Below are 15762 nucleotides of genomic sequence, written 5' to 3'. Positions count from 1 at the left end.
GCGGACAGACCCTGACTTTCGGTGTCGTGAGGTGTTCGGTCGTTATGAGTCATTTTGCCCGCCTCGCGCCCGGCGGGTGCCCTTGTGGAACGCCATCAGCGTCCGCGCGGTGGTCTCGCCGGCGTTGGTGACGTCCGCTTCGGCGGCCGCGTCCGGGTCGTCGTGCAGCTGCGCGACGAGGTTCTGCTGCGGCTGCCTGCGCGGGAGCCGGGGCCGGTCGTCGCCCTGCAGACCGCTGAGGTCCGGCTCGGCGGACGCGCGCGGCGCGGCCGGGACGTCCGGGATCTGGCCCGCGGACGGCGGATACGGCTCCGGATTCCGCGGGGCCGGCGTGGGCAGCGGGCGAGCCGGGTACGGGCGCGGCGACGGCGCCGGGGTCGGCTGCGGAGACTCCGGGGCCGCCCGGTGAGCGCCTTCCGGTGCTGGCGCGCCGACCTGAGCGAGCGCCGGGACCTCCTCCGCGGGTTCGGGCGCGTTCCCGTCGGCCAGGTGGTTCGACGGGATCAGCACGGTCGCCCGCGTGCCGCCGTAGCGCGACGGGTCGAAGGTGACCGTGATGCCGAGCCGGGAAGCCAGCCGCGCGACTACGAACAGGCCGAGGCTGGAGTCCGCGCGCAGGGCCATCGCGTCGAATTCAGGCGCGTCGGCCATCATCGCGTTGGCCCACTCGCGCACGCCCTCCTTCATGCCCAGCCCCTGGTCGGACACGTCGACCACGACGCCGCGCGCGACCATCCGGCTCGTCACCTCGACCTGCGAACCGGGCGGGGAGAACGACGTCGCGTTGTCGACCAGCTCGGCGACGAGGTGAATGGTGTCCGCGACCGCGGTGCCGACGATCGCGACGTCCGGCACCTGCTCGACCTGCACCCGGGAGTACTGCTCGGTTTCCGAGACGGCCGCGCGCAGGACCTCCATCAGCGAAACCGGTTTGCGCCAGCGCCGTCCGGGCTGCTTGCCGCCGAGGATGATCAGGTTCTCGGTGGTCCGCCGGGCGCGGGCGGCGAGGTGGTCGAGCTGGAACAACGACGCCAGCTGAGTCGAGTTCTCTTCGCGGCTTTCCATTTCGTCCAAGATCTGCAGCTGCCGGTGCACGAGGACCTGGTTGCGGTGCGCGATGCCGAGGAACACGTTGTGCACACCGCTTCGCGCCTTCGCCTCGCTCGCCGCCGCGTTGACCGCTGTGAGCTGTGCGGTGTTGAACGCTTCGGCCACCTGGCCGATCTCGTCCCGGCCGTGGTCCAGCTTCGGCAGCTCGGCCTCGATGTCCACCGGGTCGCCGCTCTTGAGCCTGCCGACGATGTTCGGCAGCCGGTTGCGCGCGAGGTCGAGCGAGTCGTTGCGCAGCCGCTCCAGTCGCGTCATCAGGGTTCGGTCGACGAGCGAACGCGACACCCGCACCGCGACGATGATCGCGGCCAGCGAGGCGAGCAGGGCCACGATGCTGCCGATGATGGCGTTGCGCAGCTGCGCGTTTCCGGAGTCGATCGCGGCGGCGGAAACCTGGTCGGCCTGCTCGATGGTGAGCTGGTTCAGACCTTGCGCGACCTGCGCGGTCAGCGCGTGCCAATCGCCCGCCGAGACCGGCACGGTGTTCTGGTCGCCGCTGTTCCACGGACCGTGCTTGATCAGCGAATCCTCGGCCGCGTTGAGCCGTTTCCACGCGTCGCTCGTCGAAAGCTGCTGGTAGTGCTGGCGCACCGCCGGTTCGAGGAACGGCGAGATCTGCGCCAGCTGCGTGCGGTAGTAGCCGACCAGCTGGGAGAACTGGACGAAGTCGTCCGGCGCGAAGGTGCCGCCGGAGAACGCCGCCGACACCAGCGACGTCTCGCGCGACATCAGGTCGCCCGCCCGGAAAAGCGAGGTCGCCGAGATCGCGCCCTGCACCGCGGTCGCGTCGGGGACGATGCGCGCCTGCGTGTCGAACAGCGTCGCCGCCGAGTCGAGGACGCCGTTGTAATAGGCGTTGACCTGAGAGCGGTTGATGCTGCGGAAGTTGACCTGCGAGCGCAGCACCGGCAGCTGGTCGAGCTGCGCCTTCAGCGCGGTGACCTTGCCGGCGATCTCGTCCGGCGCGCTGGAAATGGTGGCGGCGAAGGCTTCCTGCAGGCCCTTCAGCTTGCCGTCGCTGTCCTGCTCCTGTTGCTGCAGCTGCTGCGGGCCGGAGCTGGGGCTGTCGAGGTACTGCAGGGCGAACTGACGTTCTTGCTGCAGCGACGACAGCGCGGTGAGCGCGGGGATCGAAACGTCACGCACCGAGCCCGCGACGAGCCGCACGTACAAGCCGTTGATGAAGAAGGCCGTCGCCAGCACCGCCCACAGCACGAGCAGGGTGATGCTCGGGATCAGGACCGTCCGGGTCAGCCTCTTCCGGATCGACTTGTCGTACGCCTTGCCGGGATCGTCCTTGGTCTCCACGATGATTCACGAACTCCTGGGTCACCCTCGGCGAGAGTGCGGACACGGCCGGGGAAGCGGACACGCCAGTGGGTGCGAGTGGTCCTCGTCACGGAAATCTCGGATACACCCTTCGTAGGCCCACCGAACGGAACAGCCCCGGTTTCTATCACGAACGGGGGCCTCGTGGTTCCGCTGAACGAGCAGCCGAACGCCGTCTTGACGGCGATTACCGACGGTAGTGCCGAGTTCCCCCGGCGTTTTCCGAGGCCCTAGCCCCGGCTGCGGGTTTCGGACCAACGGGCTGGGCTGAATGAGTGATTCAAAAAGTGTCCGGACACTCATTCAAGGTTCCGCGTGGTGGAACTGCCGACTAGGCGACATGTCGACAGAAAATGTCCACTGTGGACTAATGGGCGATCCGCGGCGTCGGTCCGAGGAACGGGAGCAGTTCCGTGCCGTCCTGAAGCGCGGAGAGGGTGCGCAGGACTCCGGCGCCGCCGGTGGCGACGTCGGCGGACAGTCGTAGCAGGCGAGCGCCGGGGAAGGCAAGGCCGCCGCGGAACGGGACCGCATACCACGAAAGCCGCGTCAGGTGCCGGTCGATCGCGTCCTGGGTGCGCCGGTCCGGGGTGCTGCTGAACGCCAGCCCGGCGGCGAGCCCGCAGCGGCCGTTCAGCAGGCCGGGATGGAGCGCGAATTCCCCGCGGCACGCGACGCGCAGCGCGGGCAGGCTGCGCGCGGCCTTCGCGTCGAGGCGGTACCGCGCCAGCTGTTCGGTGACGATCAGGATGCCGGCGCTGCCGATTCCCGCGCCGCGGCGCGAACCCCGGTTGCCGTCGCGGACCGGCAGCGAGCCGTCGAGCGCGGGCACGCATTCCTCCAGATCGCGTTGGAGCGCCTGGTCGGCGAACGACAGCCAAGCGGGTTCGCCGGTGCGTTCGTAGAGCCTCAGGAACAGCAGCGCTGGGCCGGACCAGCCGTACAAGAGTCCGGCCTGCGCCGTCGCGCCCGGAGGTTCCGCGGTGTCGAGCGCCTCGGCCAGCCGGATGCCGATGTTCAGCGCCTGCCTGCCGAATTCGTTGTCCCCGCGGGTCGCGGCGAAGTGCAGCCGGGTCAGGCCGATGCCGGCCAGCCCGCTCGCCAGGTCGTGGCCGACGGTCTGGTCCACCAGTGCGCGCGACGCGGCGAGCAGATGGGCCGCGGCCTTCCGGTAGCCGAATTCCTCGAGCACGTAAGCGATTCCGTGGCTGCCGTCGTAGAAACCCGCACGGCTGGGCTGTTGTCCTTCGACCGCGTCGAGAAGCCACTGCTCGTGTTCGGGGAAGCGGCCGACGCCCGCGACGTGCAGCGAATGCAGGACACCCGCCGCGCCGGTGCCGAAGGTCGCGCCGCCGACGCGGAACTGCTCGATGTCGCCGGGGAACAGGCGGTCCAGGCGGTTCGGGGTCGCGCACGCGAGCAGTGCTTCGGAGATCTGCTTGCGCACCAACGTCCAATCGGGACGGGGCTCGTCGAGTTCGGTGTGCGCGGGCTCGGTGTGCGGCGCGATGCCGTCGGCATATCCGGCGGGCAGCGAGAACCGGCGTTCGGTGAGCTCAGCGGCCCAGCGGAGGCGTTCGGGCACCAGGTGGTAGAGCGGGGCCAGCGGAAGGAAAAGGCGCAGCCGCAGGGCCGTTTCGTCGCGGTCGAAGCCGGTCAGCGACACCGTGCCGGTGCTGTCGACCAGGATGTTGTGCGGGTTTTCGAGGACGACGCCGCGCTCGGCGGCTTCGGCGACGATGCGATCGACTTGCGCCAGCACGGACAGCGCTTGTTTGCGGTAGGCGGCCAGGTCGCTTTCCGGGCAGTCGCGGCGGGTGAGCGGGTAATGCCGGGTGAGCCAGGCGTCCAGCGCCACGCCGGGCCGGTACTCCCGCACCAGGTAGTGGCGCTGCCCGGCGAGGTACGCGTGGGTTTTCGGGATGCCGGGGATTCCGGAGAGCCGCTGGAGGAGGTCGTGCTTGCGCTCCAGTCGGGCGACCGCGTCGATGCCGTTGCCGTCCAAGCCGGTGTAGGGCCAGGCTTCCTCGACGAGCACCTGCTCGCCACCGCGTTCGGCCAGGTAGACGGCGGTTCCGTGGGCCTGGCGGAGTACTTCGACGACGGGATGCGGCGGCTCCGGCGCCTCGGTGTACTCCGCGACGCAGTCGGGAATCCGGACCCAGCCGGGCACGGAGAAGTCCGGGCCCTGGTGCTCCGGTTCGAGCGCGCTGCTCGGCCTGCGCAGCGCGGGCACGCGGGCGCCGCCGTACTCGGTCCACAGTTCGGTGAATCCGCCGTAATGTACGTGAATCGGGCATTCTCCGCAGCGGAGCGCGCCGTCGATATCCGGTCCTGGTTCGCCGGTGAGGAGTTCGGAAAGATCGTCGAGGATGCGATCCAGTGTGTTATTGTCCGGCGGATAAATAGTCGCGAGCGCGCCCGTTCCTCCGGTTGTCGGATATTCGGCATTGTGATCGAGGAATATCGACCGGGAACGCAGGTGCCGGTGGTGCAGGCCGTGGGTCCGGCAGTACCCGCGGACGCGGTCCAGTACTCGCTCGGCGTTGCCGGGGGCGGCGGAAATCTCTACGGCCCAGCCCTGTTCCGGCAATGCGGCGCCAGGCGGGCGGAGGTAGCGCCAGTGCTCGGTTCCCTCTACTGTCCACAGTGGACTCGGCGGGGCGGCGGTCAGGTCGTCGGCGGATATTTCCCGTCGGCGGTCGAAGAACCACGGATCGGCGAGGCAGAATGCCTCGTGCCGGACGTTCATAAAAGTCGACCTTTCCGCGTGTGCGCTTCTCCGGTGCTCCGGCGACGGAAACCATTCCCGCACAGCTTCGCCGCCGCGCCAATCCGCCAATTCAGCGTTCGGCCGACCCGAGCAGGGCGCGGATAAAACCGGCACTGGCGAACCGAGCGTGATTCCCCGTCGCCCGGTCGAGCGGGATTTCCGTGGCATTCGGGAATTGACGGAATGCCAGGAACCCGTTCCGGTGAACGTGGCCCCGGCCACGCCGCCGGACCCTCGCCCGTCCGGGGCGGTCAGCCAGGCGGGTACGTTGAGCCCGGCGGGCAAAAGGAGGAACGGGTGATCGTCGGGTTCGCGATAGCGGTCGCTGGATGCGCGGCGCTCGTCGCGCTGTGGAGTTTCGTCCAGGCCGCGCGCAAGAAGCTGCCGGACACCCCGCTGCTCGTCGCGCTCGGCGTGATCGAGGTGCTGCTGGTCGCCCAGCTCGTGATCGGGATCGTGCTGCTGGTCAGCGGCCACCATCCGGGCAGCCTCGCGACCTACCTCGCCTACCTGATCGGCTGCCTCGTCGTGCTGCCGGTCGGCGCGGCGTGGGCGCTGGCCGAGCAGAGCCGGTCGAGCACGGTCGTGCTCGGCATCGCCTGCCTGGCCATTCCGGTGATGGTGCTGCGACTGAACGAGGTGTGGAGTGGAGCAAGCGCGTAAGACGGCCACCGGTCCCGGCCGGATCCTGGTCGCGGTGTACGCCATCTTCGCGCTCGCCGCGACGTCGCGGGCGGGCGTCCAGATCGGCACGAAGTTTCACGAGGCACCGCTGGCGTACGTATTGTCGGCCTTCGCCGCGCTGGTCTACATCCTGGCCACGATCGCGCTCGCCCGCGGCGGCCGGACGTGGTGGCGGATCGCGCTGGCCGCGTGCACGGTCGAACTGCTGGGCGTGCTGACCGTCGGGACGCTGAGCATTTTCGACCGGCAGGCGTTCCCGGACGCCACGGTGTGGTCGGTGTACGGGCAGGGGTATCTGTTCATCCCGCTGGTGCTTCCGGTGATCGGGCTGTACTGGCTGCGCCGGACGCGAGGCTGAGGAACAGTACGCGGAACTGTCCGTAGCGGCGGTGGCGGCAGAAGAACAGGTGGTCCCCGGCTACTTTCGCCGGTTCTGGTTCCTGGGCGGCACCTTGATGATCAGGGTTCCCCGTCCCCACCGGAACCGCGGCGACGATGCCGCAGAAACGAGAGACCATGCGTTTGCGCACCTGTTTCCTCGTGCTCGCTACCGCGCTTGGCCTAGCCGGATTCGCCGGTCAGGCCGGCGCCGCCACTGCTCCGTCTCCTGGCCCGGCGATCATCGGCGGCGGCTACGCGTCCAACGCCCCGTGGGCGGCGCGGCTGTTCGTGAACGGGCAGCAGAACTGCACGGCCACGATCATCGCCCCGCAGTACATCCTCACCGCGAAGCACTGCGTCGCCTCCAGCGGGACCTACACCTTCCGCATCGGCAGCCTCGACCAGAGCAGCGGCGGCACGATGGCCACCGGCGCCGCGATCACGCGCTACCCCGGTGCCGCTGACCTGGCCATCGTCCGGCTGTCCAGCTCGGTGAACGCGACGTACTCGCCGCTCGGCACGTCGACCGACGTCCGCGCCGGACAGACCGTGCAGGTCTACGGCTGGGGCGCGACGAGCCGGTGCGGTTCGGAGATCAACTGCCAGTCGCGGTACCTGAAGGTGGCCAACGTGCGGGTGACGACGCCTTCGTGCAGCGACTACGAAGGCGGCGTCGCGGTCTGCGCGACCTACGGCGACGGCATCACCGCCGGCGGCGACTCGGGCGGCCCGATGTTCGCGTCCGGACGACAGGTCGGCGTCGCGTCGACCAGCGACCGGCAGAGCAGCACCGCGTACACCAACATCACGCGGTACCGCAGCTGGATCTCGCAGGTCGCGGGCGTCTGAGTTTTCCGACGTCTGATTTTGTCGGTGGTCCGGCCTAGTGTTGGGAGTGCGCACCGCTTCCGTTGCGCGGAGGAGGAGAACGATGCCCGACAAGCTGATCCCGGGGCCGGACCACCCGATCACCGTTGAGCCCAACCCCGCGCGGGTGGTGGTCAAGGCAGGCGAGAAGACCATCGCCGACACCACCCGCGCGCAGGTGCTGCGGGAGGCCAGCTACCCGCCGGTGCAGTACATCCCGCTGGAGGATGTCGACCTGGCGATGCTGTCGCCCACCGAGCACAAGACGCACTGCCCGTACAAGGGCGACGCTTCGTACTACAGCCTCGCCGCGGTACCGGACGGCGAGAACGCGGTGTGGGTTTACGAGGCCCCGTACGACGCGGTGGCTCCGATCAAGGGACACGTCGCGTTTTATCCGGACCGGGTGGAGATCGAGGAGGTCGGTTGAGGGGTATTCGGTTGGCCTGAGGCTGATCGTGGCTCGTTGGCGGGCGTGGTTCGGTGCCGATTTCGGCTGACTGCCTGCTCCGGATCAGCAGTGACACCGGTTCGGTGCCGACCCGGGGTGACTGCCCGCACCGGCTCATGGTCGACCGTGAGCCGGAGCTGCCCCGTTGACTGTCCGGCTCGGCTTATGGCTGACCACAGTCCGGAGCCTATTGCTGACGGTGGTCCGGAGCCGACTTCGGTTGGTTGCCCGTCCGGGTTCGGAGCTGCTCGTCGCCCGTGCCGCTCTCGGCTGAGGGGTATTGCTTGGCCCTGTAGCTGATCGTGGCGCGAGGCTGGCCCGGCTCGGAGTTGCGGCCGATGCGGTGCTGCTCTCGGTTCGCTGCTGGTCCTGGTCCTGGTCCGGGGTCGATCCCGGCGGTGGCTGGTCCTGGCCAGGAACTGGGTCAGCGATCGACTTCGAGCCAGGATGCTTCGCCAGCCTGTTGCAGCGCGTTCCACAGCAGGTTGAGCGGATGGCTGTCCGGGTACGAGGAGCGTTCGCCGCGCCGGGCGAACACGCCGACGAGCAGTTCGAGTTTCGGCTCGATGTCGTCGACGAGGCCGATTGTGCGCAATCCGGAGGCGGCGTGCAGGCGGTTTTCGCCCGCGGCTTCGCCGAGCCCTTGGGTGACGAGCATGCATCCGCGGATCAGACCCGAACGGAGCAGTTCGAATCCGTATTGCGCGGAGTCGATCTCGGCTACGATGTCGAGCCGGTTGCGGTAGTCGGAGCCGAACCAGCCGTGCATAAAGTCGTTGATCACGCCGCCGCTGGGCACGACGAGCGGCAGTGTCGGCAATTCACTGGTGCGCACGGACTCGCCGGGCTTCGGAGTGTCCATATTGGACACGATGCCGAGGCCGCTGCGCCGCCATTCGAGCACGTCGACGGAGTCGAGCGCGTTGGTCGTGACGACGCTGCCGCACACCAAGTCCACGTCCTTGGCCAGCAGGCGGTCGATCAGGTCTTTGGTGCGCACGTGCACCACGTTCAGCTCGATGTCGCGGGCGCGGAACTGCTCGGCCACGAGATCGCCGGCGTGGGCCAGGCTGCCGAGGGTGTACCGGGTCGCGCCGACGGTGAGCGTTCCGCCGAGTTCGCGGCGGCATTCGTGAATGGTGTCCAACCATTCGGTAAGAGTGCGGCGAGCCTGTTGTGCGACGGCGCGCCCGGTGTCGGTAAAAAGAACGTCGCGGCCGCGTCCCTGGCGGTGCAACAATGGTTCCCCGCACAATTCGGAGAAATTGCGGTTGAGAGTGTCGAGTTGTTTTTGCACACTGGACTGGTCGCGGCCGAGCGTACGGGCGGCGGCGAGGGCGGTTCCGGTTTCCGCGACCGTGATCAGCGTGCGCAACTGGTCGAACGTCGTGTCGAGCAGGGCAGGTGACGAGCGCAGGAGCCTGCTGAGCACGTTGAACGACGGCGACCGGAACGGGCTGGGTGCGGACATCTTGCAGGACTCGCCTTCTCATTCTCATCGCGGACGCCGGAGAGCCTAACCCGGCCTTCCTGATCTCGTGGCCAGTTCAAAAAATCTGCAGATTTTATCGGCGAACCAGTGGACGGCGCAAGCAGTCGGCGGGAAACTCCGTGACGCTTGATTCGATTGCTGATCCAAGGAGTTCGACAGAAGTGAGTTCGTACAGTTCCACCGGCGCGCGACGATCCCGCACCCTGACCATCGGCGGGGGGCTGGGATTACTCGGCGCGCTCAGCGGGCTGCTGTGGGGTGCGATGGTGCTGGTGCAGGGCGAGGGGCTGATCCGCCCCGCCGTGCAGGAATACCTGCAGGCCGAGGGTCGAGAACTGGCCTCGAGCGGTCTGCTGACGGCCGACGACCTGACCGGAATCGCCATGTCGTCGTTCAACAGCCGCGCGGCGATCTGGCTGGTCATCGGCCTGGTAACGCTGGTGTCGGCCGTGATGGTCCTGGCCGCGCACAACTGGGCGCGAGTGGTGCTGACGGTGTTCGCGGTCTTCGGCATCGGCCTCGGCCTGCGCGACCTGATCGACCTGAACCCGGCGCTCCTGAACGCCTTCGACGCGGTCGCGGTACTGAGCCTGCTGGCGGTACTCGTGGTGCAGTGGCTGCCCGGCGCCAACCGAGCGGTGCGGGCGCGGAAGAACGCGGTGATTGCGCGGAAGGCCGCGGCGTTCGCGGTCTGAGGTCGTTGAGGGACGCGGTTTTCGCGGGCGGCGCGTTCTGAGGGGTCGTGCCGCTCGATGAAGCCGACCTGCCGGGCGTGTCGGAGGGGCGACTGTGTTGGGGCAGTGCTCTCGAGGGCGGCGGCTTTACGGGCAGTGTTGTGCGGAGCGTTCGTGGGGGGCGTGTGCTTCGCGCGGAGGGGGCTGTTTGTGAGGACGGTGCCGGAGAGGTGACTGTGCCCGAGGGCGGTGACCGTTTCACCGGCAGCAATGCGCGGAGCGATTGCGGGGAGGCGAATGCTTCGCGGGGAGTGCGTCGTGAGGATGCGGCTACCTGAGAGAGGCAGTGCCAGAGGGCGGTCGTGAGGGGTGGCGTTCGAGGCGCATCCGTTTGAGGGGACGGATGTCTGAGAGGGACAGCGCCGCCGGAGGGACGATCGCTCGAGGGATGCGGCTGTTCAAGGGATAGCACGGGGGAGATGCCGTTGAGGGACGGTGCCTGAGGTGCGGCCGGTTGAAGGATGTTGCTGGAGGGGCGATGTTCCGACGGGCTAGTCGGCCTTCGAGGGCAGCACCCGAGCGCGGCCGGTTGAAGGATGTTGGCGGAGGGATGACGTTCGAGGGGGCCAGCCAACGTTCGAGGGACAGCGCTTGAGAGCCGATCGCCCGGAGGGCGTTGCCGGAGGGGCGGCGCTTGAAGGGCTAGTCGGGCTTCGAGGGGTAGCGCTTGAGAGGAGCGGTGCTTGAGGGCCGATCGCCCGGAGGGTGTTGCCGGGTGGGCGGCGTTTGAAGGGCTAGTCGGGCTTCGAGGGGTAGCGCTTGAGAGGAGCGGTGCTTGAGGGCCGATCGCCCGGAGGGCGTTGCCGGAGGGGTGACGTTCGATGGGCTAGTCGGTCTCGCCGGGCAGTGCTTGAGGGGAGCGGTGCCTCAGGCGCGGCCGCCTGAAGGGCGTTGCTGGAGGGCGATGTCCGATAGCCAGCCAGCCCGAGGCGCAGCCCTTGAGGAGAGTTCCGTTCGAGGGGGAGTTCCGCCTCGCCGCCTGATGGGTGGCGGGGCGGGACCGGGTCTCGAGTCTGCTTCTGTTGCGGGCCAGTCGTTACCGTGTTCCGGCGAGCGTCGTGATTTGGTCCGGAGGGTCGACTGAGATCCGTCGAGGCAACAGGTCTTGTGCCGTTATGCCCCGAGAGTCGGCGGAGTCGGACGCATGCCGGTTTCCGGGTCGACGGCGGTACCGTCATCAGCGAAGAGGTCTACATCAAGAACGTACTTGCGTTCATGCTCTTCGTCTTCTTCGTTCTTGCCACGTTGGCCGCCGGGTGCTGCTGCGCCGGGTAGGCCTTTTCCGCCGGGGGCACCGCGTTCTGCGCTGACTCGGGAGGCTGCGCCTTCACTCGCACCGGCACCGGCACCGGAGCGGGGGCCTGCTTCGCCACCCAGCCGGCCGGAATTGGCGCCGGGACGGCCGGAGCTGCCTTCGCTGCCGGGGCGTCCTGGGGTGCCGAGTTTGCTCGGGTCGCTGCCAGTGCGTCCGGAGCTGCCGCCGCCACGGGCGGAGCCGCTGCCGATGCGGCCGGAGCCGCCTAGGCGTTCTGAGATACCGCCGGGGCGTTCGGTCCCGGGGACGCTGATCGGTGGGATGCCGAATTCGTTCGCCGGGCCGGGTGCCGAGGGAGACCTCGTTCCGCCGCGCCACGGGGTTTCCGCTGTTGGACCGGAAGGCGGCGGCGTGTATCCGGAGGTGCTGGTGTGGTCGTTTTCCCCGCCAGGCGGGGTATTCGCGGCCGAGTAGCTGTGCGGGGAAGAGCTGGTGGAGGGAGTGAACGTCGAGCCAGGACCGCCGGTCGCGTGGTGCTCGGGGGCAACCGGGCCGGGCTGGGGCTTGGCCTCGGCGGCGGGATGCTGCTGGATGGTCACATCCCCGCCGTCGTAAGTGCCGATCTTTCCGTAGTCGGCCTTCAGCTGCTGGGTGTTTCCCTGGCTTTCCGACGTGAACTTCTCATACGTATCGAGGTTTTTCTGCTGCGCACTGTCATGTTCCAGGAGCTTGGACATGACGTCCGCGTTCATCAGACCCGCCGCGGGGGTCGGGCTTCCCGCGGGGGCGGGCGGGATCGACGTCAGCTGATTCCGCAGATTCTCGTGCATGGCGATGCCGGTGGCGTGGGTGTTTTCGTTGGCCGCGAACGCCTGGTGTGCGTCGATCGCCGAAGCACGGACGCGGCGCAGGCGTTCGGCGACCAGGTCGGCGCCTTGGCCGGTCCAGGAAGACTCGAGCTTCGTCAGCGTTCCGGACATGTCCTGGCTGATCGCTTCCAGCTCACTGGCAACCTCGTGTGCGGAGGTCGCGCCGGTATGCCAGCCGCTGGGGTCCGATGCGTGCACTTCCTTGACGATGTCCTCGATCGGCACCGTCAGTTCCTGGTGCTGGTCCAGGTATTGCTTGATCGGCTCCCAGAATTTCATGTCACCGGCCGGCTTTCTGCTTCAGCGTGGTGATGACGTTTCCCGCGACGGAGACCGCGAGCGGGCACGGGTCGATCTTGTTCAGTTTGGTCTCGCCGGGCGCGGCTTCGACCATGAAGGAGAGCTGGTCGGTGACACCGACGTTGACATCGCACGAGTTCGTGATGGGCCCGGGCTGAGTGCTGTACGCGACGGCTGGGAAACCCTGGATGGGCGGGAGCACGTCGAAGCGCTTCATCTGCGGCCGGACGTTGGCGTAGACGTTGCTGAGGCCGTCGTTGTTCTTGCCGAAGAACGACAAACCGATCCGGGCGTGGGTGTCCGGGCTGATCCAGTCGCAGCTCGGGGCCGCCGAGTTGTCCGGCTTCCCGGCCACCGCGGAGCCGAGTTGGAAAGAGAGCTGATCGGCGGTGAGTGCCTGGCACGGGCCGTCGGCGAACACGGTGTCTGGGAGCGGGTTGTCGACCTTCGGCGCGCCTCCGTAAGGCAGCGACGGGGACGACGGCGCCGAACTCGTCGGGGTGCCGTTAGTGGGCGTTGAGCAGCCGGCGGCCAGGGCAGCGAGGGCGAGCACTCCGACGATCGTGCGCAGGTTCATCCGAAGTTTCCTCGAGAGCCGGTGCCGGGGTTGGTTTTCTGGACTGCCGCCGCCTGGTCATGGTCGCTTTGGCCGATCGCGGCCAGCGCTTTCCTGATCCGGTCGATCAGCTCGGTGACGTAGTCCAGTTGCAAGTCGATGTGCCCGCCGCCATAGGAGAACGCACCCAGCTTTCCGCTGCCGTCGCCGACCATGGCGATGTGCATTGCCATCGTCGAAGGATCTTTCGACGGCGGCTTCATGCTGCACAGGGTGGAAACCTTGCGCTTCATGACTCCCAACCTGTCCTGATAGCCGAGCAGCTCCTCGAGAACCTGCTTGGCTACGTCGATGTCCAGCGAAAACCCGTTCGCCGCGGGCTTGGCATCGGCAGGGTGAAAGACCGAGAACTCGACGTCCTCCCACACGCGAAGCCCTCCCCATGTTCGGTGTCAGCAAATGCAGACAGCTAACAAAGTAGCTGATCACTCACTGCCTGTGTGACGTTCTCCGAAATGCGGAAGGCGACTAGACATTAATACTCTAGACGCAATTTCTATGTTAATCCAGGAATGCGCAGGTTGAGTCGGGATGTTCCGTCGAAACCGCCAGTATGCGCGGTTCGGCGCTCCGAAGTGCCTCACAGACAGTGGGCTAGGAAAGCGCCCGCTTCCACACTTCGGCGGCGCACCGGCACAACTCGGCGGGCTCCACCGCGGCCGGGTCGAGGAGGCACTGCAGTGCGATGCCGCGCAGCTGTCCGACGATGGCCACGGCGAGTTGCTCCGGGTCCGCATCGGCGCGGATGGTGCCCTCGGCGATGCCTGCGGAGATCTCGTGGCGCAGGTCGTCGCGGAAGGCCTGGTCGCGTTCGCGGAAGATCGGGGCCAGTTCCGGTGCGGTCATCGATTCCGCCCACAGCACCAGGAAAGCCCGGCTCAACACGTCCGGCTCGGCAAGCTGGGCGAGGTAGCCGTCGATCAGCCGCAGCAGGCGGTCCAGGCCGGGTGGCAGCGCGTCCAGGCCGGGGACGAAGCCGGTCTGCGTGCTGCGGGCGAGTTGTTCCAGCAGCGCTTGTTTGCCGCCGAAATGGTGCGTGACCAGACCGCGGCTGTACCCGGCGCGTGAGCCGACCCGGGCCAGGGTCACCGCGCGCACGCCCTCCTCGACGACCAGTTCGGCGGCGGCTTCGAGCAAAGCGGCCGACGCCTGGTCGCGGCGTTCCTGTTGAGTGCGGCGCGTGGTCACGGGAAGAAACTCTACAACATACTTGCCAGCTGACAAGCAAGTATGCGTAGAGTGGGATCGACGAGAGGGAGGAAGTCCGATGACCGCAGTTTTCGTCCACGGCAATCCGGAAACCGCCGCCGTGTGGGAGCGGCTGCTCGCTGAGCTGGGCGACCGGCCGGTCGTGTGCCTGTCGCCGCCTGGATTCGGCGCGCCGTGGCCCGAAGGGTTTGGCGCGACGGCCGTCGAATATCGCGACTGGCTGATCGCCGAGCTGGAGAAATTCCCCGAACCGGTCGACCTCGTCGGCCACGACTGGGGCGGCGCGCACGTGCTCAACGCCGTCATGGCCCGCCCGGAGCTGGTGCGCACCTGGGCCAGCGACACGGCGGGCGCGTTCGACCCGGATTACGTCTGGCACGACCTCGCGCAGGGCTGGCAGAAACCGGGCGTCGGCGAGGAAGCTGTCGCGGCGATGTTCGGTGCGCCGGCGGACAAGCGGGCGGAACGCCTGGTCGGCGGCGGAATGCACGAGTCGGTGGCCGCCAAGGTCGCCGAGGGGATGAACGACGACATGGCCCGCGCGGTGCTCCCGCTTTACCGGTCCGCGGCGCAGCCGGCGATCGCGGAGTTCGGCCGGAATCTCGAACGCGCGGCGGAGCGTCCGGGGCTCGTCGTGCTGGCGACCGAGGACCATTTCGTCGGGACGGACGAGCAGCGCCGCCGAGCGGCCGAGCGGGCCGGGGCGAAGGTCGCGGTGCTGGAGGGTCTCGGGCACTGGTGGATGACGCAGGACCCGGTCCAGGGCGCGCGAATCCTCACGGAGTTCTGGGAAGCGTCCGAATAGGACAGTTCAGGCGCGCGCGACGAGATGGAACACCCGGCTCATCCGCCGGTACGGATCTCGTCGCGCCGCCTCCAGCTCCACCTCCGCGATTTCGGCGATCCGGCTCTCGTCGGTGTCCAGGTCCATCCAGTCCGAGAACAGCCAAACTCCGTACCAGGCAAGCGGTTCGGGCCCCTGCCCGACGAGCAGCTGCGACAGCCCCGCCACGGTGTCGGCGCGCGTGTCCACTCCGAGGACGCCCCGCTCGCCGCGCGCGTCGAACGCCGTCAGCGCGTCGCTCCACCGTCCTTCCAAAGCTGGGAGCACGGCCAGCGTCTCGGCGTTGAGCGCCATCACGGAGACGATCCCGCCCGGTGCCGCGCAGGCGCACAGCGCGTCGATCATCGGCACGGGATCGTCCACATACATCAGCACGCCGTGGCACAGCACCGCGTCGAATTTCTGGCCGCCGACCGCCCCGGCGGCGTCCTCGCCGCGGCTGCGCACCAGCCGGACGCGCTCGCGAACCTCGGCTGACTCCGAAGCGAGCCGCTCCTGCGCTTTCGCCAGCATCGCGTCGGACGAATCCAGCAGGACGACGTCGTAACCCAGGCGTGCCAACGGAAACGACTGATGCCCGGCCCCGCCGCCGACGTCGAGCACCGTGGCCGGCGGCGGAGGCAGGTGCGCCAGGAGCTGCTGATGCAGGACGTACGTGCGGACTCGACCCTTGACGGTCGCGTACGCGCCTTCCACGAACGGACTCGCCAGCGCGGCCCAGGCGTCGGTCTCCATGCCGTTCATACTGCGCCCGGACGTGCTCGATCAGCACGACCTGCGGCAAGATCGTCCGCTCGGCTGTTCGCGTACCGTATGGTTTTGGTCACGTCGGGCTCGTCGGATGAGGG

The 15762-nt window shown here is 68.2% G+C and carries 14 protein-coding genes; 6 read left to right on the top strand and 8 right to left on the bottom strand.

The annotated features are described in order from the left end of the window. Positions 1–42 precede the first annotated feature (42 nt). Positions 43–2418, bottom strand: a complete 2376-nt coding sequence (locus ACWDNU_RS10405; protein WP_449668576.1) for a nitrate- and nitrite sensing domain-containing protein — start codon at positions 2416–2418, stop codon at positions 43–45. 388 nt (positions 2419–2806) lie between these two features. Further along, the gene (locus ACWDNU_RS10400; RefSeq protein ID WP_449668575.1) at positions 2807–5191 is read right to left on the bottom strand and encodes a class III lanthionine synthetase LanKC N-terminal domain-containing protein; all 2385 of its coding nucleotides are present in this window, start codon (positions 5189–5191) and stop codon (positions 2807–2809) included. 318 nt (positions 5192–5509) lie between these two features. Here ACWDNU_RS10400 and ACWDNU_RS10395 point away from each other — a divergent pair, with 318 nt between their 5' ends. The 4 genes from ACWDNU_RS10395 to ACWDNU_RS10380 all read left to right on the top strand — a co-directional run bounded on the left by ACWDNU_RS10395 (position 5510) and on the right by ACWDNU_RS10380 (position 7574). Beyond that, positions 5510–5875, top strand: a complete 366-nt coding sequence (locus tag ACWDNU_RS10395; RefSeq protein ID WP_370932454.1) for a hypothetical protein — start codon at positions 5510–5512, stop codon at positions 5873–5875. A gap of 22 nt (positions 5876–5897) precedes the next feature. Beyond that, a complete protein-coding gene (locus ACWDNU_RS10390) occupies positions 5898–6254 on the top strand; it encodes a hypothetical protein (protein ID WP_449668642.1) in 357 nt (118 codons plus the stop codon). Positions 6255–6412: 158 nt separating this feature from the next. Continuing rightward, a complete protein-coding gene (locus ACWDNU_RS10385) occupies positions 6413–7126 on the top strand; it encodes a S1 family peptidase (protein ID WP_370932453.1) in 714 nt (237 codons plus the stop codon). A gap of 82 nt (positions 7127–7208) precedes the next feature. Next, positions 7209–7574, top strand: coding sequence for a DUF427 domain-containing protein (locus tag ACWDNU_RS10380; RefSeq protein WP_370932452.1), 366 nt, complete (start codon positions 7209–7211; stop codon positions 7572–7574). Between the two features lie 445 nt (positions 7575–8019). Here the strand turns inward: ACWDNU_RS10380 and ACWDNU_RS10375 are convergent, their stop codons facing one another. Continuing rightward, complete coding sequence (locus ACWDNU_RS10375; RefSeq protein ID WP_449668574.1) at positions 8020–9066, bottom strand: LysR family transcriptional regulator; 1047 nt, start codon at positions 9064–9066, stop codon at positions 8020–8022. 182 nt (positions 9067–9248) lie between these two features. Between ACWDNU_RS10375 and ACWDNU_RS10370 the strand changes: the two genes are divergently transcribed. Next, positions 9249–9782 carry a hypothetical protein gene (locus tag ACWDNU_RS10370; protein WP_449668573.1) on the top strand — a complete coding sequence of 178 codons (534 nt, stop codon included), beginning with the start codon at positions 9249–9251 and terminating at the stop codon, positions 9780–9782. A gap of 1152 nt (positions 9783–10934) precedes the next feature. Here ACWDNU_RS10370 and ACWDNU_RS10365 read toward each other — a convergent pair. From ACWDNU_RS10365 to ACWDNU_RS10350, 4 genes are all read right to left on the bottom strand, one after another. Next, complete coding sequence (locus tag ACWDNU_RS10365) at positions 10935–12224, bottom strand: WXG100 family type VII secretion target (protein WP_449668572.1); 1290 nt, start codon at positions 12222–12224, stop codon at positions 10935–10937. Position 12225: 1 nt separating this feature from the next. Then, entirely contained in the window at positions 12226–12822 is a 597-nt protein-coding gene (locus tag ACWDNU_RS10360) for a DUF3558 domain-containing protein (RefSeq protein WP_449668571.1), read from the bottom strand. After that, a complete protein-coding gene (locus tag ACWDNU_RS10355) occupies positions 12819–13229 on the bottom strand; it encodes a hypothetical protein (RefSeq protein WP_449668570.1) in 411 nt (136 codons plus the stop codon). Before ACWDNU_RS10355 ends, ACWDNU_RS10360 begins: the two co-directional genes overlap by 4 nt. Before the next feature lie 226 nt (positions 13230–13455). After that, entirely contained in the window at positions 13456–14049 is a 594-nt protein-coding gene (locus ACWDNU_RS10350) for a TetR/AcrR family transcriptional regulator (RefSeq protein WP_449668569.1), read from the bottom strand. Between the two features lie 79 nt (positions 14050–14128). Between ACWDNU_RS10350 and ACWDNU_RS10345 the strand changes: the two genes are divergently transcribed. Next, positions 14129–14875, top strand: coding sequence for an alpha/beta fold hydrolase (locus ACWDNU_RS10345; protein WP_370932444.1), 747 nt, complete (start codon positions 14129–14131; stop codon positions 14873–14875). A gap of 6 nt (positions 14876–14881) precedes the next feature. Here the strand turns inward: ACWDNU_RS10345 and ACWDNU_RS10340 are convergent, their stop codons facing one another. Next, on the bottom strand, positions 14882–15649 hold the full coding sequence (locus ACWDNU_RS10340; protein WP_449668568.1) for a methyltransferase: 768 nt from the start codon (positions 15647–15649) through the stop codon (positions 14882–14884). Positions 15650–15762: the final 113 nt, after the last annotated feature.

Source organism: Amycolatopsis sp. NPDC003676, from assembly GCF_053587275.1.
Note: the sequence above shows the minus strand (reverse complement) of the source record. Positions and strands in the feature narration are given on the sequence as shown.

Excerpts from the sequence above, each read along its gene's own strand:
- ACWDNU_RS10400 (WP_449668575.1), bottom strand. The coding sequence starts at position 5,191 with ATGAACGTCCGGCACGAGGCATTCTGCCTCGCCGATCCGTGGTTCTTC.
- ACWDNU_RS10385 (WP_370932453.1), top strand. The coding sequence starts at position 6,413 with ATGCGTTTGCGCACCTGTTTCCTCGTGCTCGCTACCGCGCTTGGCCTA.
- ACWDNU_RS10380 (WP_370932452.1), top strand. The coding sequence starts at position 7,209 with ATGCCCGACAAGCTGATCCCGGGGCCGGACCACCCGATCACCGTTGAG.
- ACWDNU_RS10375 (WP_449668574.1), bottom strand. The coding sequence starts at position 9,066 with ATGTCCGCACCCAGCCCGTTCCGGTCGCCGTCGTTCAACGTGCTCAGC.
- ACWDNU_RS10365 (WP_449668572.1), bottom strand. The coding sequence starts at position 12,224 with ATGAAATTCTGGGAGCCGATCAAGCAATACCTGGACCAGCACCAGGAA.
- ACWDNU_RS10360 (WP_449668571.1), bottom strand. The coding sequence starts at position 12,822 with ATGAACCTGCGCACGATCGTCGGAGTGCTCGCCCTCGCTGCCCTGGCC.
- ACWDNU_RS10345 (WP_370932444.1), top strand. The coding sequence starts at position 14,129 with ATGACCGCAGTTTTCGTCCACGGCAATCCGGAAACCGCCGCCGTGTGG.
- ACWDNU_RS10340 (WP_449668568.1), bottom strand. The coding sequence starts at position 15,649 with ATGGAGACCGACGCCTGGGCCGCGCTGGCGAGTCCGTTCGTGGAAGGC.